The 22,142-nt window shown below is 66.1% G+C and carries 24 protein-coding genes; 7 read left to right on the plus strand and 17 right to left on the minus strand.

Features of this window, described 5'->3' with window-relative positions:
- Window positions 1-6 precede the first annotated feature (6 nt).
- Complete coding sequence (locus ACFOMF_RS09330; protein ID WP_386364119.1) at window positions 7-915, plus strand: AEC family transporter; 909 nt, start codon at window positions 7-9, stop codon at window positions 913-915.
- Window positions 916-918: 3 nt separating this feature from the next.
- On the opposite strand, the gene ACFOMF_RS09335 is transcribed toward ACFOMF_RS09330, so the two are convergent.
- A complete protein-coding gene (locus ACFOMF_RS09335; RefSeq protein ID WP_386364121.1) occupies window positions 919-1,425 on the minus strand; it encodes an Lrp/AsnC ligand binding domain-containing protein in 507 nt (168 codons plus the stop codon).
- Window positions 1,426-1,571: 146 nt separating this feature from the next.
- Between ACFOMF_RS09335 and ACFOMF_RS09340 the strand changes: the two genes are divergently transcribed.
- The 5 genes from ACFOMF_RS09340 (at window position 1,572) to ACFOMF_RS09360 (ending at window position 5,118) form a co-directional block, all read left to right on the plus strand.
- On the plus strand, window positions 1,572-2,870 hold the full coding sequence (locus ACFOMF_RS09340) for a D-amino acid dehydrogenase (RefSeq protein ID WP_386364123.1): 1,299 nt from the start codon (window positions 1,572-1,574) through the stop codon (window positions 2,868-2,870).
- Window positions 2,845-3,198, plus strand: coding sequence for a RidA family protein (locus ACFOMF_RS09345; protein ID WP_386364125.1), 354 nt, complete (start codon window positions 2,845-2,847; stop codon window positions 3,196-3,198). The genes ACFOMF_RS09340 and ACFOMF_RS09345 overlap by 26 nt, the downstream gene beginning before the upstream one ends.
- A gap of 78 nt (window positions 3,199-3,276) precedes the next feature.
- On the plus strand, window positions 3,277-3,825 hold the full coding sequence (locus ACFOMF_RS09350; RefSeq protein ID WP_386364126.1) for a cupin domain-containing protein: 549 nt from the start codon (window positions 3,277-3,279) through the stop codon (window positions 3,823-3,825).
- Between the two features lie 223 nt (window positions 3,826-4,048).
- Window positions 4,049-4,471, plus strand: a complete 423-nt coding sequence (locus ACFOMF_RS09355) for a c-type cytochrome (protein WP_386364128.1) — start codon at window positions 4,049-4,051, stop codon at window positions 4,469-4,471.
- A 134-nt stretch (window positions 4,472-4,605) separates the two neighbouring features.
- Window positions 4,606-5,118, plus strand: a complete 513-nt coding sequence (locus ACFOMF_RS09360; RefSeq protein WP_386365769.1) for a DNA-binding protein — start codon at window positions 4,606-4,608, stop codon at window positions 5,116-5,118.
- Between the two features lies 1 nt (window position 5,119).
- Here ACFOMF_RS09360 and ACFOMF_RS09365 read toward each other — a convergent pair whose 3' ends face one another.
- From ACFOMF_RS09365 to ACFOMF_RS09380, 4 genes are all read right to left on the minus strand, one after another.
- Complete coding sequence (locus ACFOMF_RS09365; RefSeq protein WP_386364130.1) at window positions 5,120-5,692, minus strand: xanthine phosphoribosyltransferase; 573 nt, start codon at window positions 5,690-5,692, stop codon at window positions 5,120-5,122.
- Window positions 5,693-5,790: 98 nt separating this feature from the next.
- Window positions 5,791-6,384: a 3-keto-disaccharide hydrolase gene (locus tag ACFOMF_RS09370; protein WP_386364132.1), complete on the minus strand. Its 594-nt coding sequence runs from the start codon at window positions 6,382-6,384 to the stop codon at window positions 5,791-5,793.
- Window positions 6,381-8,003, minus strand: a complete 1,623-nt coding sequence (locus ACFOMF_RS09375) for an alpha-amylase family protein (RefSeq protein WP_386364134.1) — start codon at window positions 8,001-8,003, stop codon at window positions 6,381-6,383. Before ACFOMF_RS09375 ends, ACFOMF_RS09370 begins: the two co-directional genes overlap by 4 nt.
- Before the next feature lies 1 nt (window position 8,004).
- A complete protein-coding gene (locus tag ACFOMF_RS09380) occupies window positions 8,005-9,540 on the minus strand; it encodes an alpha-amylase family glycosyl hydrolase (RefSeq protein ID WP_386365771.1) in 1,536 nt (511 codons plus the stop codon).
- 157 nt (window positions 9,541-9,697) lie between these two features.
- On the opposite strand from ACFOMF_RS09380, the gene gap reads away from it, so the two are divergent.
- A complete protein-coding gene (gene gap / locus ACFOMF_RS09385) occupies window positions 9,698-10,711 on the plus strand; it encodes a type I glyceraldehyde-3-phosphate dehydrogenase (RefSeq protein WP_386364136.1) in 1,014 nt (337 codons plus the stop codon).
- 61 nt (window positions 10,712-10,772) lie between these two features.
- Here the strand turns inward: gap and madM are convergent, their stop codons facing one another.
- From madM to ACFOMF_RS09445, 12 genes are all read right to left on the minus strand, one after another.
- Window positions 10,773-11,534 (minus strand): malonate transporter subunit MadM, encoded by a 762-nt coding sequence (gene madM, locus ACFOMF_RS09390; RefSeq protein WP_386365773.1) that lies wholly within the window; start codon window positions 11,532-11,534, stop codon window positions 10,773-10,775.
- An 8-nt stretch (window positions 11,535-11,542) separates the two neighbouring features.
- Window positions 11,543-11,977, minus strand: a complete 435-nt coding sequence (gene madL, locus ACFOMF_RS09395; protein WP_386364138.1) for a malonate transporter subunit MadL — start codon at window positions 11,975-11,977, stop codon at window positions 11,543-11,545.
- Between the two features lie 56 nt (window positions 11,978-12,033).
- Complete coding sequence (gene mdcH / locus ACFOMF_RS09400; RefSeq protein WP_386364140.1) at window positions 12,034-12,954, minus strand: malonate decarboxylase subunit epsilon; 921 nt, start codon at window positions 12,952-12,954, stop codon at window positions 12,034-12,036.
- On the minus strand, window positions 12,951-13,568 hold the full coding sequence (locus ACFOMF_RS09405; protein WP_386364142.1) for a malonate decarboxylase holo-ACP synthase: 618 nt from the start codon (window positions 13,566-13,568) through the stop codon (window positions 12,951-12,953). The genes mdcH and ACFOMF_RS09405 overlap by 4 nt, the downstream gene beginning before the upstream one ends.
- Before the next feature lie 57 nt (window positions 13,569-13,625).
- Window positions 13,626-14,441, minus strand: coding sequence for a biotin-independent malonate decarboxylase subunit gamma (gene mdcE / locus ACFOMF_RS09410; RefSeq protein ID WP_386364144.1), 816 nt, complete (start codon window positions 14,439-14,441; stop codon window positions 13,626-13,628).
- Complete coding sequence (locus ACFOMF_RS09415) at window positions 14,438-15,289, minus strand: biotin-independent malonate decarboxylase subunit beta (protein WP_386364145.1); 852 nt, start codon at window positions 15,287-15,289, stop codon at window positions 14,438-14,440. Before ACFOMF_RS09415 ends, mdcE begins: the two co-directional genes overlap by 4 nt.
- Complete coding sequence (locus ACFOMF_RS09420; RefSeq protein WP_386364147.1) at window positions 15,282-15,581, minus strand: malonate decarboxylase subunit delta; 300 nt, start codon at window positions 15,579-15,581, stop codon at window positions 15,282-15,284. The genes ACFOMF_RS09415 and ACFOMF_RS09420 overlap by 8 nt, the downstream gene beginning before the upstream one ends.
- A gap of 1 nt (window position 15,582) precedes the next feature.
- A complete protein-coding gene (locus ACFOMF_RS09425; RefSeq protein ID WP_386364149.1) occupies window positions 15,583-16,458 on the minus strand; it encodes a triphosphoribosyl-dephospho-CoA synthase in 876 nt (291 codons plus the stop codon).
- A gap of 1 nt (window position 16,459) precedes the next feature.
- On the minus strand, window positions 16,460-18,136 hold the full coding sequence (mdcA, locus tag ACFOMF_RS09430) for a malonate decarboxylase subunit alpha (protein ID WP_386364150.1): 1,677 nt from the start codon (window positions 18,134-18,136) through the stop codon (window positions 16,460-16,462).
- 291 nt (window positions 18,137-18,427) lie between these two features.
- A complete protein-coding gene (locus ACFOMF_RS09435) occupies window positions 18,428-19,126 on the minus strand; it encodes a cupin domain-containing protein (RefSeq protein ID WP_386364152.1) in 699 nt (232 codons plus the stop codon).
- A gap of 14 nt (window positions 19,127-19,140) precedes the next feature.
- Entirely contained in the window at window positions 19,141-20,691 is a 1,551-nt protein-coding gene (locus tag ACFOMF_RS09440; protein WP_386364154.1) for a phospholipase D family protein, read from the minus strand.
- 57 nt (window positions 20,692-20,748) lie between these two features.
- Window positions 20,749-22,062, minus strand: coding sequence for an NAD(P)/FAD-dependent oxidoreductase (locus ACFOMF_RS09445; RefSeq protein WP_386364157.1), 1,314 nt, complete (start codon window positions 22,060-22,062; stop codon window positions 20,749-20,751).
- Between the last annotated feature and the right edge of the window lie 80 nt (window positions 22,063-22,142).

Consider the following 22,142-nt stretch of genomic DNA (forward strand, 5'->3'; position numbering starts at 1 on the left):
CCTCGCTTGACTCCGGTTCTGTCCGCACTCTGGCCTCTTTTTACCCTGATCATCCTGGGTTACCTGCTGCGCCGGCAGGGATTTCCCAGCGAGTCGTTCTGGCCTGGCGCCGACCGTCTGAATTATTTCCTGCTGTTTCCCTCGCTGTTGTTCAGCAGCCTTGCCCTTGCGCCCCTGCACAGCCCCGCGTTGCCCGGTCTGGCCGCGGCGGTGTTTCTCGCGCTTGGGCTGGCCTGGCTGGCACTGCTGCTGGTGCGCCGCTGGCGTGGCTGGGGAGCTGGCCGTTTTGGCGCCATCGCCCAGGGCACCCTGCGCTTCAATACCTACCTGGGCCTCGCCATTATTGGCAGCCTGTTCGGTCAGGAAGGCCTGGCGTTGGCAGCCCTGATGCTGGCGCTGATGGTGCCGACGCTGAACCTGTTGTCAGTCTGGGCGCTGAGCGCCGAACGCGGCATCAGCCTCAAGGGGTTGCTGCTGCCGATCCTGCGCAATCCCCTGATCCTGGCCTGCGCCGGCGGCGCGCTGTTCAACCTGTTGGATATCGGTCTGCCCTGGGGCAGTGATCGGCTGCTGGCGCTGCTGGCGGCGGCCAGCCTGCCGCTGGGGCTGCTCTGCGTAGGCGCGGCGCTCAACCTCGGTGAGCTCGGCCGGCAACTCGGCGTGCTCGGCGTGAACACCGGGATCCGCCTGTTGCTGATGCCGCTGATGGCCTTCGGCGTGGCCCGCCTGCTGAACCTGCCTGCGCTGGAAGCCAGCGTGCTGGTGGTGTTCTTCGCCTTGCCCACAGCCCCCACCGCCTACGCACTGACCCGCCAGCTTGGCGGCGACAGTCAGCTCATGGCCGGACTCATCACCCTGCAGACCCTGCTCGCCGTCGCCAGCCTGCCTTTAGTACTGGCCCTGCTGACGACCTGAGGCTCAGCGCCCGCTGGGCTCGGGTTCCGGCACCTCGAGCTGCAGCGACTCCTTGACCTCCTCCATGACGATATAGCTCTTGGATTCACGCACGTGCGGCAACCTCAGCAGGATGTCGCCGAGCAGCTTGCGATAGGACGCCATCTCGGAGATCCGCGCCTTCACCAGATAGTCGAAGTGTCCGGACACCAGATGGCACTCCAGCACGTGCGGCAGCTTGAGCACGGCACGCCGGAACTCCTCGAAGATGTCGCCGGACTTGGCCGCCAGACTGATTTCCACGAACACCAGCAGACCAGCCTGCAGGTGCTGGGGGTTGAGGCGCGCCGTGTAGCCCATGATGATGCCTTCGCGCTCGAGCCGGCGGACCCGTTCGGTACAGGGTGTGGTCGACAAGCCGACACGCTCGCCCAGCTCCGTGAACGGCAATCGCCCCTCGGCCTGGAGGATGCGCAGGATTTCGCGGTCGATCCGGTCCAATTCGCGCTGGCTCTGATGGCGGGTTCGCATAGGGTGAACAACTCCAAAAAGCCAGAAAAGCCCGTTGAATAAACCTGAAGATAGCCCTTTATATAGGCAAACTCACTAGGCGCATCTTTTTATACTGCCCTCATGTTCGTTCAGTGCGCGCCCCAGGCGACGCTCAGGGAGGCACCATGCGGGTCCTGATTCTCGGCAGTGGAGTGGTGGGCACCACCAGCGCCTATTACCTGGCCCGAGCCGGCTTCGAAGTGGCGGTGGTCGATCGCCAGCAGGCCCCGGCCAGGGAGACCAGCTTCGCCAATGCCGGCCAGGTATCGCCGGGCTACGCCTCCCCCTGGGCAGCTCCGGGCGTGCCGCTGAAGGCGATCAAATGGCTGCTGCAGCAGCACGCGCCACTGGCGATCAAGCCCACCGCCGACCTCCGCCAGTACCTCTGGATGGCGCTGATGCTGCGCAACTGCACCGCCGCACGCTACGCGGTGAACAAGGAGCGCATGGTGCGGATTTCCGAGTACAGCCGTGACTGCCTCGACGAGCTGCGTGTCGAAACAGGCATCGCCTACGAGGGTCGTCAGTTGGGTACGACGCAACTGTTCCGCACCCAGGCGCAGTTGGACGCCGCTGCCAAGGACACCGCTGTACTCGACCGCTCCGGCGTACCCTATCAGCTGCTCGACCGCGCCGGCATCGCCGCGACCGAGCCCGCGCTGGCCAGAGTAGCCGACAAGCTCAGCGGCGCACTGCGCCTGCCCAACGACCAGACCGGCGACTGCCAGCTGTTCACCACCCGCCTGGCCGAGCTGGCGGTCGGTCTTGGCGTCGAGTTCCGCTTCGGCCGCACCATCGAGCGGCTGGAGCGTGACGGCGACCGTATCCGCGGGGTGTGGATCGATGGGAAACTGGAAACCGCCGACCACTACGTCCTTGCGCTGGGCAGCTACAGCCCGCTGTTGCTAAGGGACCTGGGGCTGTATGCGCCTGTCTATCCCTTGAAAGGCTATTCGCTGACCGTACCGATTGCCGATCCGGCCATGGCGCCGCGTTCGACGGTGCTGGACGAAACCTACAAGGTGGCCATCACCCGCTTCGACCAGCGCATCCGCGTGGGTGGCATGGCCGAGATTGCCGGCTATGATCTGTCGCTCGATCCCAGGCGACGAGAAACCCTGGAAATGGTGGTGGGCGACCTGTTCCCCGCCGGAGGCGCTCCCGGCAGCGGCGAGTTCTGGACCGGCCTGCGTCCGGCGACTCCGGACGGCACGCCGCTCATCGGCGCCACGCCTTACCGCAACCTGTTTCTCAACACCGGGCACGGCACTCTCGGATGGACCATGGCCTGCGGCTCCGGCCGCCTTCTGGCCGACCTGCTGGCACGCCGTCGTCCACAGATCAGCACCGCCGGGCTCGACATCTTCCGTTACGGCAAACTCAAGGAGATCTCCCGGCATGGCCATCCAGCGGCTGCACACTGAAACCCGCTACAGCGAAGCCGTCATCCATAACGGCACGGTCTATCTTTCAGGCCAGTTGGCCGATGACCTGAGCGGCGACGTGGTTCAGCAGACCCGCGACACCCTCGCCGCGATCGATCGCTTGCTCGCCGAAGCCGGCAGTGACAAGCGGCAGCTGCTCTCGGCCACCCTCTACCTGCAGGACATCGACCGTGATTACGCCGGCATGAACGAGGTCTGGGACGCCTGGCTCGCCCCTGGCACGGCACCGGCGCGGACCACAGTCCAGGCGCAGCTGTACTCGCCAGACGTCCGGGTGGAGATCACTCTGGTGGCAGCGCAGCTGTAGCCGCCTGCGTGTTGTAAATCCTGAACACAGTGTCCATGATTGGCACCTACTCTGTCGTGTTATTAAGAGGACGTGCCTTTGGACGTTGGTGTGCGCCTGCAAACCATCCGCAAGCTCAGGGGGCTGTCCCAGCGCGAACTGGCCAAACGAGCCGGGGTGACCAACAGCACCATCTCGATGATCGAGAAGAACAGTGTCAGCCCTTCCATCAGCTCGCTGAAAAAGGTCCTCGCGGGGATCCCCATGTCGCTGGTGGAATTCTTCTCTCTGGACACCGAACAGGAGAACGACACCCAGGTGGTCTATCGCGCCTCGGAGCTGATCGACATCTCCGGCGGCTCCGTCACCATGAAACTGATCGGCCGCGCCCACCCCGGACGCGCCATCGCCTTTCTCGACGAAACCTACCCGCCCGGCACCGACACCGGCGAAGACATGCTCACCCATGAAGGCGAGGAAGCCGGCGTGCTGGTCGAAGGGCGTCTGGAACTGACCGTCAATGGCCAGACCTACCTTCTCGAACGCGGCGACAGCTACTACTTCGAGAGCAGCCGGCCGCACCGCTTTCGCAACCCCTTCGATGAGTCGGCACGCCTGATCAGTGCTACCACACCGGCGAATTTTTAGGGAAACTGCAAGCAAAAGCTGATGCGAAAGCCCCCCAAACCTACCGCTCGCCCCCGTAGGCTCCAGCCCGCCAGGTCCTGGCTCTGGCTTTTAGCTCCCAGCTTGCGGCTCGCTTCTCCCTGTGACCACAAGGCTTATTCCGATACCCCCGCCTTTGTCGTTATAATGTCGCCCGCCCGCGAAACGTGGCCGCGGGCTTGTCTAGCCACGATGAGGGTATAAAGTGAACCTGATCAAGAAGTTCCTGGCAGCTCAGGCTGCTGTACTGGCCCTGTGGGCTGCAGGCGCTCAGGCCGCGACCGACGAGGCCATCGCCGAGCGTCTGAAGCCGGTTGGCGGTGTTTGCATCCAGGGCCAGGAATGCGCAGCGGCCGCACCGGGCGCAGCGGCAGCCGCAGGCGGTGCGCGCAGCGGAGCCGATGTGTATGCCAAGTTCTGTACCGCCTGCCATGCCAGCGGTCTGCTGAACGCTCCGATCACTGGCGATACCGCCACCTGGCAGGCCCGCGCGGACGAGAAGGGCGGGTTGAACGCCCTGCTGCAGAACGCGATCACCGGTATCAACGCCATGCCGCCGAAAGGCACCTGCGGCGATTGCACCGACGAAGAGCTGGAAGACGCCATCCAGCACATGTCGGGGCTCTGAGCACACCGATAGAAGCCGCCTCCGGGCGGCTTTTTCGTGCCTGTTCGGCAGGTCTGGAGCAAAGCCCGCCTGGCCTGGTCGAACCTTTCAGACTGTCCAGAAAGGATCAGACCATGCCCAGCCAACACCCGCGGATGCCCAGCTCCGCACCGCAACCCGAGCAGTTGCAGCTTTCCAGCGACGGCCGAACGCCAAACAGTCCGCATCCGGTACTGGTGTACCGGCAATTGCCCCTGAACGGTGGGTACGCCGACCGATTCGAGCAGCTGTTCGCCAGCCACCTGTGGCCGGCCCAGTGGCGCGCCACCGTCTACGATTACCACCATTACCATTCGACCTGCCATGAGGTGCTTGGCGTCGCCCGGGGCTGGGCACGCCTGATGCTCGGCGGTGAACAGGGTGTAGAAGTAGAGGTGCGCGCCGGCGACGCGCTGGTGCTGCCGGCAGGCACCGGTCACTGCCAGCTCGAGGCCAGCGACGATTTCCTGGTGGTCGGTGGCTATCCGGTCGATCAGCCCTACGATGCGTTACGACCGGACGAGAGCACCCACGATCAGGCCCAGGCACGGATCGCCGAGGTCACCGTGCCGATCAGCGATCCGGTCGCCGGCACCCAGGGCGCGCTGGTATCCCTGTGGCGACACTGAGCTAGTCGACGAAGCGGACCTCGCCGCCTGTCAGCGAGGCGATGCGCGCCAGGGACTCGACCCGGTAGCCCTGGGCCTCGAGCTCCGCCCGACCGGCCTGGAATGTTTTCTCGATGACGATGCCAAGCCCGACCAGGGTCGCCCCGGCCTGCTGGACGATGTCGATCAGCCCCAGCGCGGCCTTGCCGTTGGCCAGAAAGTCGTCGATCAGTAGCACCCGATCGCCCTCGCCCAGATATTGGCGGGACACCGTGATATTGCTCTCGACCTGCTTGGTGAAGGAGTAGACCCGCGCGGTGTAGAGATTGTCGGTGAGGGTCAGCGAATGATGCTTGCGGGCGAAGATAACCGGCACCCCGAGTTCGAGCCCGGCCATGACCGCCGGGGCGATGCCCGAGGCTTCGAGGGTGAGGATCTTGCTGATGCCTTCGCCAGCGAAGCGCCGGGCGAATTCTTCCCCGATCTCGCGCATCAGGGGCGGGTCGATCCGGTGGTTGAGAAAGGCGTCGACCTTGAGCACCTTGTCGGAAAGCACGAGGCCTTCGTTGCGGATTTTTTCTTTGAGCGCGTCCACGACCTGTATACCTCGTGACTGGAGAGCCAGGCCTGTCGATACCTGCCTGAAAGGCCGCGCATTCTCGCCGAAACCACAGGTTTCGTCCAAGTATTGCGTTAGACCAGGAGGGTGACGCTCAGATGACGAAAGCGCACGGGGTCACCGTGGTGCTGGAGCACCAGAAATCCCTCGCCCGCGCAGGCGAACCCCGGATGGCTGCCGAACTTGCTGCCGAGTATGCGTTGACGCAGCGCCGGGTCGTTCCAGCGATAGGCGAGCACGCAGCGCCCGTCCAGCCAGTGCTCCACGTGCCCCTTGCAGACCTGCACACGCCCCTGGACAAAGTGCCCGGGGACCAGCGACGTATCCGCTTCGGCGCTCAACAGGCCATACAAGGCTCCATTACGGGTGCTGGGCTCGTTGCCATCAGGGTGCCGGGCGTCGTCGAGCAACTGCATTTCCGGCCCGTTCTGCCAGGAGCGCGGGCTGACCTCGGTGACCCGGTAGAGCACCCCGGAATTGCCCCCGGCCGGCAAGGCAAATTCGAAGTCGAAGATGAAGTCCCGGTAGCGCTGCTGTGACACGAGATCCACCTCGCCGGCCTCCGGGACCGCCACCAGCTCCTCGCCCTCGACCCGCCAGTACTCCTCGGGAAACACGTCGCTGCGCCAGCCACGCCAGTCGGCTCGACCGAGATCGATGCGCTTCATCCGAACAGCCGTTCCTTATGCCGCAGCCAGCGATAGCCGTAACCGGCCAGCCGCAGCCTTAGCGGGTGTCCTTGCGGCGGCTCGTAATCACAATCGGCAAGAATGTCGACCATCTCCTGCAAGTCCTCTTCATGGACCTCGACGGTAGTCTCTTCAGCCGACAGGTTGGCCAGCATCAGTACCGTCGAATTATTGTCATGGCGGATGGCGAACACTGCCGGGTCGCCCACCTCCACCGACCGATGACGACCACCGCCGATCTCGCGCAGGCCGATGCGGGTGCGGATCATGTTGCCGGTACGCGCCAGCAGCGAGTCGCCACGCAACGTCTGAGCATAGACGTTTATCTGGTGAAAGCCGAACGGGCCGTCCTCGATCAGCGGCGCGGCCAGTTGTTCAGGACTGGCGTTGGAAAAGCCGGCGTTGGGCTCGTTGGACCATTGCATTGGGGTGCGCACGGCCAGCCGCTCGGGTCGTGACAGGTCGTCACCCATGCCGATTTCCTCGCCATAGCGCAGGATCGGCGTGCCCGGCAGGGAAAACAGAATGGCGTGGGTCATCGCCAGCCGGCGCTCATCGCCGTCGAGCATGGGTGCCAGGCGTCGTCGGATGCCACGTTCGTAGGCGCGCATGTTCTCGTCCGGCGCGAACACCTGCATCACCTCCTCGCGTTCCTCGTCGCTCAATCGGTCAAGGTCGAGCTCGTCGTGGTTACGCATCCAGATGGCGTACTGTGAGCGATCCGGCGGCACAGGCTGCTCGGCCAGCGCGCGGCTCAGGGGTTCGGCCTCGCGCCTGGCAAGCGCCAGAAACAGGTGATTGTTGGCCCAGAAGTTGAGCAGCAGGGTCAGGCGGTTGCCCTCGTCGCCAAAATATTCGTGGTACAGCTCGGGTTCCACGTCCACCTCACCGAGCAACACGGTTTCCGGGCGACGCAGAGTCACGAAGTCGCGCATGTGCTCGAGCAGCCAGAAGCCGCGTGCGGCATCGCCTTCGCCGGCTTGTTCGATCAGGTGCGAAGCGGCATCGACACGAAAACCCGACACCCCCAGGCGCAGCCAGAACATCATGATCCGCTCGATTTCCTCGATCACCGCCGGATTGGCCAGGTTCAGGTCCGGCTCGTGATTGTAGAACAGGTGCCGGTAGTACTGTCCGGCCTCCTCGTCCCAGCTCCAGGCGCTGTCCTCGACGGTAGGAAAGATGGTCTCGACGCTGTCGTCCGGCTCATCGGCCCATAGGTAATAGTCGCGGTACTTCGACTGGCGGTCACGACGCGCCTCCTGGAACCAGCGGTGTTCGATGGAGGTGTGCTGGACTACCAGTTCGATGATCACGTGCAGGCCGAGCTCTTCGGCCTTTTCCAGCAGCATGACCATGTCCGACAGGTCGCCGAAGCGCGAATCCACCGCCAGATGGTCGACCACGTCATAGCCGGCGTCGTTGAACGGCGAGCGGTAGAAGGGCATCAGCCACACCGCGGTGGCGCCCAGGCCACGCAGATAATCCAGGCGCTCGGTGACACCCTGCAGATCGCCGCAGCCGTCGCCGTTGCTGTCTCTGAACAGGCTGGGATCGATTTGGTAGATCACCCCGTTGCGATACCAGAGTGGACGCATTTCACACCTCCAGGGGCCGCAGCAACACCGCCTGGCCCGGACGCAACGCACCGGAGTACGCCAGGTTTTCATCGATCCCGTCGCTGGCCACCTGAACCTGCCAATGGCCGTTTTGCGGGCATGCATGCTCGTGGTCGGCGAAGTTGATCAGCACCAGACGGCAATCACCTTCCGACTGTCGCCGGTAGGCCAGCACCTCCGGGTGCGAGGGTAGCTCATGCCAGTCGCCCAGCAGCAGCGCCGGGCTGGCGCGGCGGGCGGCGATCAGCCGGCGGTACAGGTTGAACATCGAATGGTCGCCGGCGTACTGGCCCTCGGCAGCCAGGCGGGCCGCCTGCGGCGGAAACGGCAGCCAGGGCGCGGTGGTCTCCCAGCCATGTGGAGGGGCCGGGGTCCAGGGCAGCGGCGCGCGGCAACCGTCGCGCCCTCCCGGATCGACCTGAGCGGCGACCGGGATTTGCGCATCCTCCAGGCCGAGCTCCTCGCCCTGGTAGATGAAGGGCGTGCCGCGCAGGGTCAGCAGCAGCACCGCCGCCGCCTGGGCGCTGCGCAGCGAGCCGTCGTAGCGGCTGCGCTGGCGGACGTTGTCGTGGTTGGACAGCACCCAGGTCGGCCAGGCGCCTGCGGGCGGCATCCACTGCTGCACATCACGCAGGCAGGTGCGGAACAGCACCGGGTCCCAGGGGGCGTCCAGCGGGGTGAAGTTGAAGGCCAGGTGCAACTCGTCACCGGCGCCGTAATATTGCAGTACCCGCTCCGTGGAGCGGATGTTCACCTCTCCTATCAGCACACGGTCGCCGGGATAGCTGTCGGCGACGCGCCGCAGCCCGCGCAGGATCTCGTGGCTGTAAGGCTGGTCATTGAACTTCATCAGCGGCTCGCCGGCCAGGCAGCGCGGCTCGTCGGCGAAGCTCGGGTCCTTGCCGGTGCAGTGGATGACATCGATGCGGAAACCGTCCACGCCCCGGTCGAGCCAGAAGCGCAGCACCCCGTGCATGGCCTCGACCACCTCGGGATTGCGCCAGTTGAGGTCCGGCTGCTCGGGCAGGAACAGGTGCAGGTAGTACTGCTGGGTGTGCTCGTCCCAGGTCCAGGCGCTGCCGGCGCTTATGGCGGCGCGCCAGTTGTTTGGCTGATCACGCCAGATGTACCAGTCTCGCTTGGGGTTGTCGCGCGAACGGCGCGACGCGAGAAACCAGGGGTGCTGGTCGGAGGTGTGGTTGGGTACAAGATCGAGCAGGACCTTCAGGCCGCGCGCATGGGTCTCGGCGATCAGCGCATCCATCTCGGCCAGCGAGCCAAACAGCGGGTCGATGTCGCAGTAATCGCTGATGTCGTAACCTGCATCGACCATCGGCGAGCGAAACACTGGTGACAGCCAGAGCGCGTCGACGCCCAGCCGGCACAGGTGGTCCAGCCGCTGACGCACCCCCTCGAGGTCGCCGATGCCGTCGCCATTGCTGTCGGCGAAGGAGCGGGGATATATCTGGTAGATCACCGCGCTCTTCCACCAGGGTTGCGTGCCGGCACCGCTCATGCGCAGAACCTCGCTGTGTTCGCCACCTTCATTGATCTGTGACTTAACGGCGACACGCTGGTTCGCGCATTCTTCTGCCACGGCGGCAATCGGGAACACGGCCCGGCCAACTGCGCCTAAGCTGAACTGATCGACATCACCACAAGGAGAAGACCCCATGCTGCGTATCGCCATCAACGGTTATGGCCGGATCGGCCGCGCCGTCCTGCGTGCATTGTACGAACGCGGACTGCAGGACCAGATCAAGATTGTCGCCATCAACGACCTGGCCGACGGAGAAACCCTGCTGCACCTCACCCGCTTCGACTCGACCTTCGGTCGCTTCGACATCCCCATGTCCCTGGAAGAAGGCGGGCTGAAGGTCGCCGAGGACAGCATCCGCCTGGTTCGCGAACCGGACGTGACCAAGCTGCCCTGGAAGGAGCTGGACGTGGACCTGGTCATGGAGTGCACAGGCCTGTTCAAGAAGCGCGCCCAGGTCGAGCCACATCTGGCAGCCGGCGCCAGCCGGGTGATTGCCTCACACCCGCTGGACGGCGCCGACCTTACCGTGGTGTATGGCGTCAACCACGCGCAGCTTGGCGAGCAGCAGATCATCTCCAATGCCTCCTGCACCACCAACTGCCTGGCACCGGTGGCGAAGGTGCTGCACGAGGCGCTGGGCATCCGCCAGGGCCTGGTCAATACCGTGCACTCCTACACCAATGACCAGAGCCTGCTGGACAAGCCGCACAAGAACCTCTATCGCTCCCGGGCGGCGGCGGTATCGATGATCCCCACCACCACCGGTGCGGCCAAGGCCATCGGCCTGGTACTGCCGGAGCTGGAAGGACGCCTGGACGGCCTGGCGGTGCGGGTACCCACGCCCAACGTCTCGCTGCTGGACCTCACCTTTACCGCCGAGAAATCCCCGGGCGGTGTCGACGACGTCAACCGCATCCTCCAGGAAGGCGCGGCGCAGATGGCCAATGGGGTGATGGAATGCAATTCGCTGCCGCTGGTATCCAGCGACTTCATCGGCTACCCGGTGTCCTGCACCGTGGACCTCGAGCAGACCCGTGTACAGGGCGATCTGGTCAAGGTGCTGGCCTGGTACGACAACGAGTGGGGCTTTTCCAATCGCATGCTCGACGTCGCCCTGGCCTGGGAAGACAGCAAGATCGCCGGCTGAAGCCAGCCAATATGAAGACCGGCCCGGGCGCGTGCCCGGGCCGGTCTCTTGTTGTATGCCCTCAGGCGATGGCGCGCATCATGAAGTACAGCAGCGACGGGCCGAGCAGGCAGCCCAGGGCAGTGTAGAACGCTGCGGTCAGGCAGCCGTAGGGCACGAGTTTCGGGTCGGTGGCGGCCAGGCCGCCGGCAACGCCGCTGGAGGTACCGATCAGCCCACCGAAGATCACCGCCGAGCGCGGGTTGTTCAAGCCGATCATCGGCGCGAAGAAGGGCGTGGCGACCATCACCAGGATGGCCTTGATCAGGCCGGCGGCAATGGAGAGGGCGATCACCTCGGAGCTGGCACCCAGGGCCGCGCCGGTGACCGGGCCGACGATGTAGGTCACAGCGCCCGTGCCGATGGTGGTCAGGCTCACCGGGTCGGTATAGCCAAAGGCGTAGGCCACCGAGGCGCCGGCGAAGAACGAGGCGAACACACCGACGAACAGCGCGATCACCCCGCTCATGCCGGCCCGCTTGAGCTCGTCGGCGTTCACCCCGAAGGCGGTGGCGATGATGGCGAAATCGCGCAGCATGGCGCCACCGAGGATGCCGATGCCCGACAGCAGCGGAATGTCCACCAGGCCCTTCTGCCCGCCAGTCCAGACCCCGCCGAAGTAGGACAACGCGAGCCCGATGAGAATGGCGATGGCCGAACCGTGCAGCCGCCCGCGGGTCAGCTTGGCCGAGGCCCAGTAGGAGAACCACATGGTGGCGCCGATCACCGCGAAGCCGGTGATCATGCCGTAGCCGTTGAGGACTTTGGTCAGGGATTCAAGGATCATGGCGGTCACCGTTGGGCAGGCTGAGCGATACGGGGCTGGGTGGTCGAGTCGTCCTTAGCGCTCTCGTCGGGCGAGACCGGATCATCCTTTTGGCCGATCCGACTGATCACCGGGACCAGCGCGAAGCTCACCGCCACCGCGGCGACACCGGCCAGGATCGCCGCTGGCCCGCCGCTCAAGGCGCCGACCACATTCTGCTGGGCAGCCATGGCGACCACGATGGGGATGTAGATGGCGCTCCAGAACTCGATGCCCTGGTTGGTCTTGCCGCTGAGAAAGCCACGCTTGGCCAGGTAACCGCCGCCGAAGATCAGCAGCATCATGGCGAAACCCACGCCGCCGACGTTGGAGGGCACGCCGAACAGCGCGCCGAGCAGGTCGCCGATGAACAGGCCGACCAGGGTACAGATGGCTAACAGTGCTACACCGTAGATGATCATTGTTGTTGTCCTTTCGAAGTGAATTGTTTTTGTACTTCGCTCAGCATCGGGGGCTTTTATTGGTCGGCCGAGCCCTCCTCTCGCAGCAGCGCATCGAGCGTATCGAGGCGGGCACCCTGCCAGGCGACCGCCGTTCCCTGCTCCATCACCCGGCGCGCCAGACCGCTGAGTACCGCACCGGGGGGCATCTCGACATGCAGGCGTACGCCTCGCTCGTAGGCATTCTGCAGGGTGCCCTGCCAGTCGACGACCCGACACATGTTGAATGCCAGATCGTCGCGCAGGGCTTGCGGGGCGAGGACTGGCCGTGCCGAACTGCTGCTCAGATAGCGCACCTGCGGGTGCCTGAGCTCGACCCTGGCGAACGCCTCGGCCAGCTCCGCCGCCGGCCCGGCCAGCAGCTCGCAGTGGGACGGCACGCTGACCGCCAGACGCTTCACCGCCCCGGCGCCGACCGCCCGGGCATGCCTTCCCACCTCGGCCATGGCCGCTTCGCTGCCAGCAATCACCAGTTGGTTGGCGGCATTGATGTTGGCCAGGTACACCGGCCCCTCGGCACCGGCTAGCAGCGCCTCCACCTGGGCCAGCTCCAGTCCGATGATGGCGGTCATGCCGTAGCCTTGCGGCCAGGCCTGCTGCATCAATTCGCCACGCAGCGAGACCAGCCGCAGCGCATCGGCGAAGGCCAGGGCATCGGCCGCCACCGCTGCGCCGTAGGCGCCGATGGACAGGCCGGCCACATAGTCGGGACGGGCTCCGCGATCCATCAGCGAGCGGGCCGCGGCGACCCCGGCGATCAGCAGGCAGAGCTGCACGGCGCGGGTGCTCTGCAGGGCCGAGACGCTGTCCAGCGCTCGTACGTCCTCGCCCAGAATCTCGCTGGCCTCGGCGAGCAGTGGCGCGGCGCACTCCGGCAGCTCGTCGAGCATGTCCGGGCGCTGGGCGCCCTGCCCCGGAAAGGCGAACAGACTGCTCATGCCGCCTCCTTCCACCAGGGATCAGCCACCAGCCGCGGGCCGTCGCAGGCCTTGAGCATCACCAGGGACGCGCCGCTGGCCCATTCGCGCAGGGCGATGGCGCCGGCCGGGGTTTCCAGCTGCAGGTCGACCCGGCAGGGCAGGAATTCCAGGCGGGCCAGCAGCTGGGCGGCGCGGGCCCGGCCCAGGCAGTCCGGGGTCCGCAACAGCAGGTCCAAGTCGCTGTCCGGGTGCAGGACGGCAAGCCCGGTGGCGAGCTGCCAGGCCGCGCTGCCGGTCACGCCCCAGTCGAGACCGAGGCGATCCAGCAGCGGACGGATCTGTGCCAGGGCCAGCCAGACCCAATCATCGCCGGGCTCCAGCGGGGTGCAGGCCAATGCCTCTGGAGAAAGAACGCGGCTGATTGCCGAGGCAGGCATCCAGGTAGCCAGGCGCTGCACGCGGGCCTTTCCGCGAATGCCGACGGGCACCAGGCCGTTTCGGGCCGGCGCCCGACGCACCACCACCGGCAGACCGGCGGCCAGTACCTCGACCGCCCAGACCGGCGCATCGCCTGGCAGGTGCCCCGGGGTCATGCCCCAGAGCAGATCATGGGGACGCGGCGTTCTGTTCATTGGTGCGGCCTCCTCGTGCTTGTTGTTGTCGGCTGGCTGTCGTCCCTGACGACGGGGCTACCACTGGGCGCGCAGGCGCTCCCTCACCCGCCGCGAGGCGGCGCGGTTGACCCCGCCAAGTCGCCCGGACAGGTCATTGGTGTTCTCTCGTATATCCGTCAGCGCCTGTACCAGGCAATCACGCACCGGGGCCAGGTCGACGGCGCCGGGCTGCTCGATGTTGTCCACCGCCAGGCTTTCCCAGAGCAGGCCCAGGGAGGCGTAGTTGTCGATGTCGTAGGCCATCGGCGGCACCTTGGCGGCAAAGGCTTCCAGCTCCTCGACGCTGCGCAGGGTGACGCGCGCGGCAGACTCCTTGCCCATGGCGTGAACCATCACCCCGGGGTCGCGCAGGGCGATGATCCGCTGGGCCTGGTAGCCGTGGGCGAGAAAGGCGCCGGACATGGCCTTGCCCACCAGCAGGGCGATCACCGGATGGCCAGCGAGCCGGGCGCGGGCGTAGCTGTCCACCGCGCCGGCCAGGGCCTGGTGGATGCCATAGGCTTCCTCACGGCGGCCATAGGCCTGGCTGGGCACATCCACCACGGCGACGATGGCGCGCTTGTCGCGCTTGTCGCGCAAGTCGCGGTCGGCCTCGATCAACTCGTCCACTGCACGGGCCAGGCTCCAGCCTTCGAGTAGGCCCACCTCGCCGTGGCGGGCGCGGGGAAAGGGGTTTTCGGCGTCGGGTACCACCGCCAGGTAGCGCGCCGGCGCGCCGCCCAGTTCAGCATCCACCACTCGCACCGAGGCGGGGTAGCCGGGACGTTCGTCGGCGTTGTCGGTCAGCGCCTTGAGCCAGCTCAGCCCGCGCCCGGAAGTCGAAGTGCTCATGCCTGTTCTCCTTTGTAGAAGGCACGCACGCCTTCGGCGTCGGCCTGTTGCGCGGTATCGACCCGTGCCAGCAGCTGCAGGAATCGCCCGTGCTGGCGGCTGCGTGGCAGCCCCTCGCCAGGCGCCTCGAACACGGCCAGCACCTGCTCGCGGATGGCGTCGGCGTCATCGGCCAGGTAGCCGTCGGCCAGCCCGCAGGCATGGCGCTGCTCGCCGCCGGTCAGGCTCCAGATGAACGGCCGGTTGCGCGAGTCGTATTCCTCAATGCCGGCCTCCTGCTCGATCACCTGCGGGCCGTTCAGGCCCAGGCGCGCCTCGCGAGTCAGCAGAATGTGACTGCACAGCCCAGCGGCGATGGACATGCCGCCGAAGCAACCCACGGGACCGGCGATCACCGCGATCACCGGCTGGTACTGGCGCAGCTCGACGATGCCGGCCTGGATCTCGGCGATGGCCGCCAGGCCCAGATTGGCCTCCTGCAGGCGCACACCGCCTGTTTCCAAGAGCAGCACGGCAGCGGTGGGAATGCCGTTGCGGTTGTCCTCGGCGGCCAGCTCCAGAGCGCCGGCGATCTTGGCGCCACCCACTTCGCCCATGCTGCCGCCCTGGAAGTTACCCTCGATGGCGGCCACCACCACCGGCCGGCCGGCCATCTGGCCCTTGGCGATGACTACGCCGTCATCGGCCTGAGCGACAATGCCCTGCGCTTCCAGCCAGGGCGACTTGACCCGCTCGAAGGGGTCCAGCAGTTCGCGCATCGAGCCCGGATCGAGCAGTGCCGCGGCGCGCTGGCGGGCGCCCAGTTCGGTGAAGCTGCAGCTGTTGAGCAGTGCGTTCAGATCAGACATCGGCCACCTCCTCCAGCGCCTGTTCCAGGCGCAGGCGCACCACACCCGGGGTGGCGCCAAAATCATGGATATCGACGTTCAGCGCGGGCGGATTGGCCCCGGCGAACATGCGCTCGAACAGTGCCTTCCAGCGCTCGCCGCTGCCGTTCACCGAGGTCACCACCTGGATGTTCAGGATGCCGCTCTCGCCCGGCTCGGCCAGCACTTCCAGGTCACCGGAGCCGACGCAGCCCACCTGGGCACGCAGCCTCGGCGCCTGGCCGGCGGGAAATCTAAAGGACAGGGTTTCCATATCAAAGGCTCCCAATCTGCGCCTGGCGCACGTGGTCCAGGCGGTCGAGGAAAAGGGTCGCGGCGAGCAGATCGGCTGCGCCACCGGGCGAGGCGTTGAGCGCCAACAGGTCGTGCTCCAGCGCTTTCAGGGCGCGGCGACCGGCCAGGCTGGCACTGCCGCCAGCCGAGAGCACCGCCGCCGAGCCCTGCTGCATGCAGGCCAGCCCGTCGGGGCCGGCGCGATGCAGCACGCAGGTGTCGTCCAGACCGGCCATGATCGCCAGCAGGGCATCGAGGCGGGCGTGGGTTTCCCCGGCGCCGGCGTTGCGACTGGTGCGCAGTTGCGGCAGGCCGCGCTCGATGACGGCGGGAAAGCCGCTCTCCGCTTCCGCCCGGGCACCACCGACGCCGTAGCGTTGGCGTACACCCTCGCCGTGGCTGGTTGGCTGCGCGGGCGCCAGGCGATCCGGCAGGCGGGCCAGTCCGGCAGCGACCCCGGCGAGTTCGGCGCTGTTCGCCTCCGGGGCCAGTGCCGCGGCGGTGGTCAGCAATCCCAGTGCCCAGATGGCGCCGCGATGGGTATTCACCCCAGCGGTGACGGCCATCATGCCGGCCTCGCCGTCCCGGCCGGCCTGGCCGATGGCTTCGCGCAGGGGCTGATCGGCCTTGCCATGGGTCTCTCCAGCGACGGCCATGGCGCGGAAGGCCGGCCACAGGGACCAGGCCGAGACGCGCATCAGCTCCAGCGACAGGTCGCTGTGTGCGCCGTTGCCACGACGGTCCACCAGTGCCGGCTTGGGTGAGAGCTCGGCCTCGTCGATCAGCGCGGCGACGGCCAGGTCGGCCAGCGCATCGGCGAGTTCGGGGCGCGGTTGTTGTTCGAGGAATGCGCGCATGTCACCAACTCCTGAATTTCGCGGGCGGGTTGTAGAGACCGCCGGACCACTCCACCAGCTCGGCGATGCTCTTGGCGGCGAGCATCTCCCGGGTGGCGTCCTGGCGTCGCACGCCGAGGTCTTCGGGCAGGGCAATCAGTCCTTCGCGGCGCATGCGCTCAGTCACTGAAGGATCGTGGCGCAGGCCGATGCTGGTGACGCCCGCCACGGCGGCGATCATCGCTTGGCGCTCTTCCAGCGAGCGGGCCTTGTACAGGTAGGCGATGCCTTCCTCGGTGAGCAGGTGGGTGACGTCGTCGCCGTAGATCATGATCGGCGCCAGCGGCATGCCGGCCTTCTTCGCCACGTCCACCGCGTCGAGGCGGTCGACGAAGGTGGGTTTGCCGCCCTCCTGGAAGGTCTCGACCATCTGCACCACGAGCTTCTTGCCGCGCTCGAGCAAGGTCACCGGACCTTCACCGCCGGGGGTGGCCATGTCGAGCCAGGCCGGGGTCGGATGACGGCGGCCGCGAGGGTCGTGGCCCATGTTCGGCGCGCCGCCAAAGCCGGCCAGGCGGCCACGGGTCACGGTGGACGAATGGCCATCGCCATCGACCTGCAAGGTGGCGCCGATGAACAGGTCCACCGCGTACTGGCCGGCCAGCTGGCACATCATGCGGTTGGAGCGCAGCGAGCCGTCACGGCCGGTGAAGAACACGTCCGGACGCGCCGCCACATAGTTCTCCATGCCCAGCTCGGTGCCGAAGCAATGGACGCTTTCCACCCAGCCGGTCTCGATGGCCGGAATCAGGGTCGGGTGCGGGTTCAGCGTCCAGTTGCGGCAGATCTTGCCCTTGAGCCCCAGGCGTTCGCCGTAGGTGGGCAGGATCAGCTCGATGGCGGCGGTGTTGAAGCCGATGCCGTGGTTGAGCGACTGCACGTTGTGTTTTTCATAGATGCCGCGGATCGCCATCATCGCCATCAGCACGTGCACTGGCTTGATGTGGCGCGGGTCGCGGGTGAACAGCGGCTCGATATAGAACGGCTTGTCGGCCACCACCACGAAGTCGATCCAGGACGCAGGGATATCCACCCGCGGCAGGTCGCGGGGATCGTCGACGATCTCGTTGACCTGGGCGATGACGATGCCGTCGGAGAAGGCCGCCGCTTCCACCAGCGCCGGCGTGTCCTCGGTGCTCGGCCCGGTATAGAGATTGCCCTCGCGGTCGGCCTTGAAGCCGGCCACCAGCGCCACGTTGGGGATCAGGTCCACCAAGAGGCGCGAGTAGAGTTCGATATAGGTGTGGATGGCGCCGACTTCCAGCAGGCCGTCTTCCAGCAACTGGCCGATGCGCAGGCTCTGCGGGCCGGCGAAGGAGAAGTCCAGCTTGCGGGCGATGCCGCGCTCGAACAGATCGAGATGCTCGCTGCGGCTGACACTGGGCATGATCATGTGCAGGCCGTTGAGCTTGCCCGGATCGGCCTTGGCCAGCGAGCGGGAGAGGAAATCCGCCTGCTTCTGGTTGTTGCCTTCCATCACCACTCGGTCACCAGGGGCGATGAGGGCCTCCAGGGCCTCGACGATCCGCTCGGTGGGCAGCACCACACCGTCGGCCAGCTTGCGCACCTGCTCGAGTCGCCGCTGCTTTTCGCTGCGACGACGCGACCACTGCGGCGGGGGGGATATTCTTGTTGTCATGGTTTCTCCACGAGTTTCCGCTGTCGTGGAGCTGAAGGTAGAGAGGCCGGAGGGGTCCATCAATCAAGGGCAGGGGCTGATCGTTAACCTGAGGTTAATGATTTCTCTCAGGTGATTGCTAACCCTGGGCACTTGGGTTCCGGCCTCGCCCCCGAAATCTCTCGCAGAAACAATGGAACCGCATGGCGAAAGGGACAAGGCCGCAAGGCCAGCCGTGAGGGAGGGTTCACAGAATGGGTGTCAGGCCAGTCGCACTGCCGATGATGTCCTGCCCGGGTGAGCTTTCAGCAATTACCTCGCAGTCGCGCGGGCCTGCCATGCATCCCAGCAATTGGCTCTCGCCAGATGTCCGGTCTTCACCAGGATCAGCGCGCCTTCGAGGCTGTAGGGGGTGTGCCAGCTGTCCCGGGGGTTGCGTAGCCAGGTTCCGGCGGGGTGGTGGCCGGTTTCGTCGCTGAAGACGCCATCGATGACATAGATCTCCTCCCCACCCGGATGACCGTGGGGGTTGAAGCGGGTGCCGGGTTGCCAACGCACCAGGGCGGTATGCTCTTCGCCATGCTGGTGCAGCGGGAGGATGCTCAGGCCCTCCACCAGCCCCGGGCGCCAGTGTTGCCGGCGGGTGTCGAGGACGAGGCTGTCGCGGTCGTCCGGGGCGAATTGCCAGGTCTTGACGAAGAGCACGCAGCCCTTGCGGGAGAACGGCTGATGACGGCTGCCGGGAGGAAAACGCAGGTAGCTGCCGGCCGGATAGTCGCCCTGCTCGTCGCTGAACACGCCCCCCAGCACGAAGATTTCCTCACCGCCGCCATGCTCGTGGGCGCCGAAGGTGCTGTCGGGGTCGAAGCGCACCAGGCTGGTGGCCCGCACCACTTGGTCACCGAGCCGATCGAAAGTCAGCCGCGAGATGCCGGGGTAAGGGGTCGGCTGCCAAGCCACGAAGGCGCTGTCGACCCGGGCGGGAAAGGAGAAATCGGCGTTCAGTTGCATGCGTTATTCATTGCTCAAAGTAGGTTTTCCAGACCCAGGATGCGGGCCATCCAGGCATTGACATGGCGCCATAGCCCCCCGGGCTCGCGCTCCAGCAGGACGACCTCGCCGTCGTCCTCGGCAACCCAGACCAGCCGCTGCGCGCCGTCTTGCTCGCGCAGCCGAACCTCGTAGCTGACCGCCGGCGCCATGCCTTCGAGCGACAGCCGATGCACTTCCCGCGCCAGTTCAGGACTGTCCACCAGGATTCCGACCTCGGTGTTCCACCACACCGAACGCGGATCGAAATTCAGCGAACCAATGAAGACCCGCTCGCCGTCGATAATGGCCGCCTTGCTGTGCAGGCTGGATTCGGAATCCCCGCTGTAGCTGAACGAGGGCTCCTGGCCGGGTTGACGGCGCAGCTCGAACAGGCGCACGCCCATTTCCAGCAATTCGTGCCGATAGGGTGCGTAGCCGCCATGAACGAGAGGGACGTCGGTGGCCTCCAGAGCGTTGGTCATGATGGCGACCTGGATGCCACGTTCGACCTGGGTTCGAATCAGCTGAACCCCGTCTGCGGTGGGCACGAAGTAGCCGGAAATCAGAACCAGCTCGTCGCGGGTCTGCTCCAGCACGGGCAGCAGTTCGGTGACCAGCAATAACTCCGGCGGCGGCAGGCCTTGGGCAAGAATCTTGTCCGGGCTGTCCCAGTAGGCCTCGCCGGGCGCCCAGGTCATCTCCTCGAGCCACTCGAGAAACCCGTCCTCGTAACGGTAGGCCATCAACCGCTCATAGTGGTCGCGGTCGGAGACCCGCGCTCTGGCGAAGTAGCGCACGATGCCATCGCGAGCCTCGCGCAGGTCCTCGCCCAGTGGGGGGTGGCGCAGAAAACGCTGAATCGGCACGCTGAGACGGTGGTTCCAGTACTCGTCGAAACTGCCGCCGAGGCGCGCCGCGATCGGGCCGGCGCCGAGCAGGTCCATGTCCATGAAGTTCCAGACCTGATCAGCATCGAAATACACATCGCCCAGGTTGCGGCCGCCCACGATGGCCAGGTTGCTATCGGCCAGCATCAGCTTGTTGTGCATGCGTCGATGCTGCCGCGAGAAGTTTGCGGCGCGGCCGAACAGACGCGTCACCAGGGTGCCACGGCCGCGGTAGATCGGGTTGAATACCCGAATCTCGATGTTGGGATGCGCGGCCAGGGTGGCCAGGGCGCGATCGACGCCATCGCTGGCGGTGTCGTCCAGCAGGATGCGCACCCGTACACCGCGGTCCGCCGCATCGAGCAAGTCCGCCACCAGGCCTCGGGTGGTCAGGCCGTCATCGACGATGTAGTACTGAATGTCGAGGCTCACCTCGGCGGCCCGAATCATCTCGCCACGCGCGTTGAAGGCATCGGTGCTGGAGGCCAGCAGGCGAAAGCCGGAATGATCCTGCGGATGCGATTCGGCCAGCCGGGCGATGTGCTGGCCAAGCGTGGAATGGCCAGCCGGCAGGCTATGGGAAGGTGTCGCCTCGTAGGGCTGGCTGACGCAACCGGCCAGCAACAGGAACGCCAGGAACAGCAGGCGGATGACCACGAAGGCTCCTGGTTCTGAGGGGGTCTTTCAGTCTGACAGCAAATACCGGCTGCAGTCTCATCGTAGATCCAGCAGACGATGCCAGAGCATGCCCAGGGCCAGCAAGGGCGAACGAAGTCGGGCCCCACCGGGGAAGGACGCGTGGGGGATGCAGGCGAACAGGTCGAAGCCGCCGGATTGCTGGCCAGCGATTGCCTCAGCCAGCAGGCGCCCGGCCAGGTGCGTGGCGTTCAGCCCATGCCCGGCATAGGCCTGGGCGAAGTAGACGTTGGGCTGGTCGGGGAGTCGGCCGATCTGCGGAAGCCGGTTGGCACCGATGCCGATCATGCCTCCCCACTGGTATTCGATGCCGATGCCGGCCAGTTGGGGAAACACCTTGAGCATTTTTGGTTGCATGTAACGGCGGATGTCCTTGGGATCGCGCCCCGAATAATGGCAGGCGCCGCCGAACAGCAGTCGGCCATCGGCCGAGAGCCGGAAATAATCCAGCGCGACGCGCTGGTCACAGACCGCCGCGTTGCCCGGCAGGAGGTCGCGGCAAAGCCCTTCGGGCATGCGCTCGGTGGCAATGATGTAGCTGCCCGCCGGGAGCACCTTGCCAGACAGGGTCGGCTGCAGGCCGTTGAGGTAGGCGTTGCAGGCCAGCACCAGATTATCGGCGCGGACCGTACCCTGCGCTGTCGACACACGGACTTCGGCGCCGTACTCGATGCGCTCGACCGCCGAGTTCTCGAACAATCGCACCCCCAGCGACTGCGCCGCCGCCGCTTCGCCGAGTGCCAGGTTGAGCGGATGCAGGTGGCCCGAGCCCATGTCGAGCAGACCGCCCAGGTAGCGTGGGGAGTTGATCACCTCACCCAGGTTGGCCCTCGACACCCGGCGCACCCGGTGCGGATAGCCCAGGCGCATGAGGTCGGCATAATCCTCCTCGAAGGCCTTTAGGTGACGGGGCTTGGTGGCCAGGTCGCAATAGCCCCAGGTCAGGTCGCAGTCGATCGCGTAGCGCTCGACGCGCTGGCGGACGATATCCACGGCGGCGATGCCCATACGCTTGAGCTCGGTGACGCCGCTCTCGCCGATCACCGGTTCGAAGCGCTCCACGTCGTGCCCCACGCCGCGAATGAGCTGCCCGCCGTTGCGCCCACTGGCGCCCCAGCCGATCCGCCGCGCCTCCAGCAGCACCACGGAAAAGCCACGCTCGGCCAATTCGATGGCAGTGTTCAACCCGGTGAAGCCGCCGCCGATGATGCACACGTCGGCGCGCAGATCACCTTCGAGGCGTGGGCAGTCGAGCGGACGGTTGGCGGTGGCGGCGTAGTAGCTCGGGACGTGACCCTCGGAACGGATCGGCTCCTGAACGCGGACGTTCATTGACGGCTCCTTGCAAAATGTTTCCGTGCCTTCAGCCTAGTGTTCCCGCCCTTCGTTGGCCAGTGCAAGGTGGCAACTGC

The sequence above is a fragment of the Stutzerimonas tarimensis genome, assembly GCF_042648805.1.
Taxonomy (GTDB): Bacteria; Pseudomonadota; Gammaproteobacteria; order Pseudomonadales; family Pseudomonadaceae; genus Azomonas; species Azomonas tarimensis.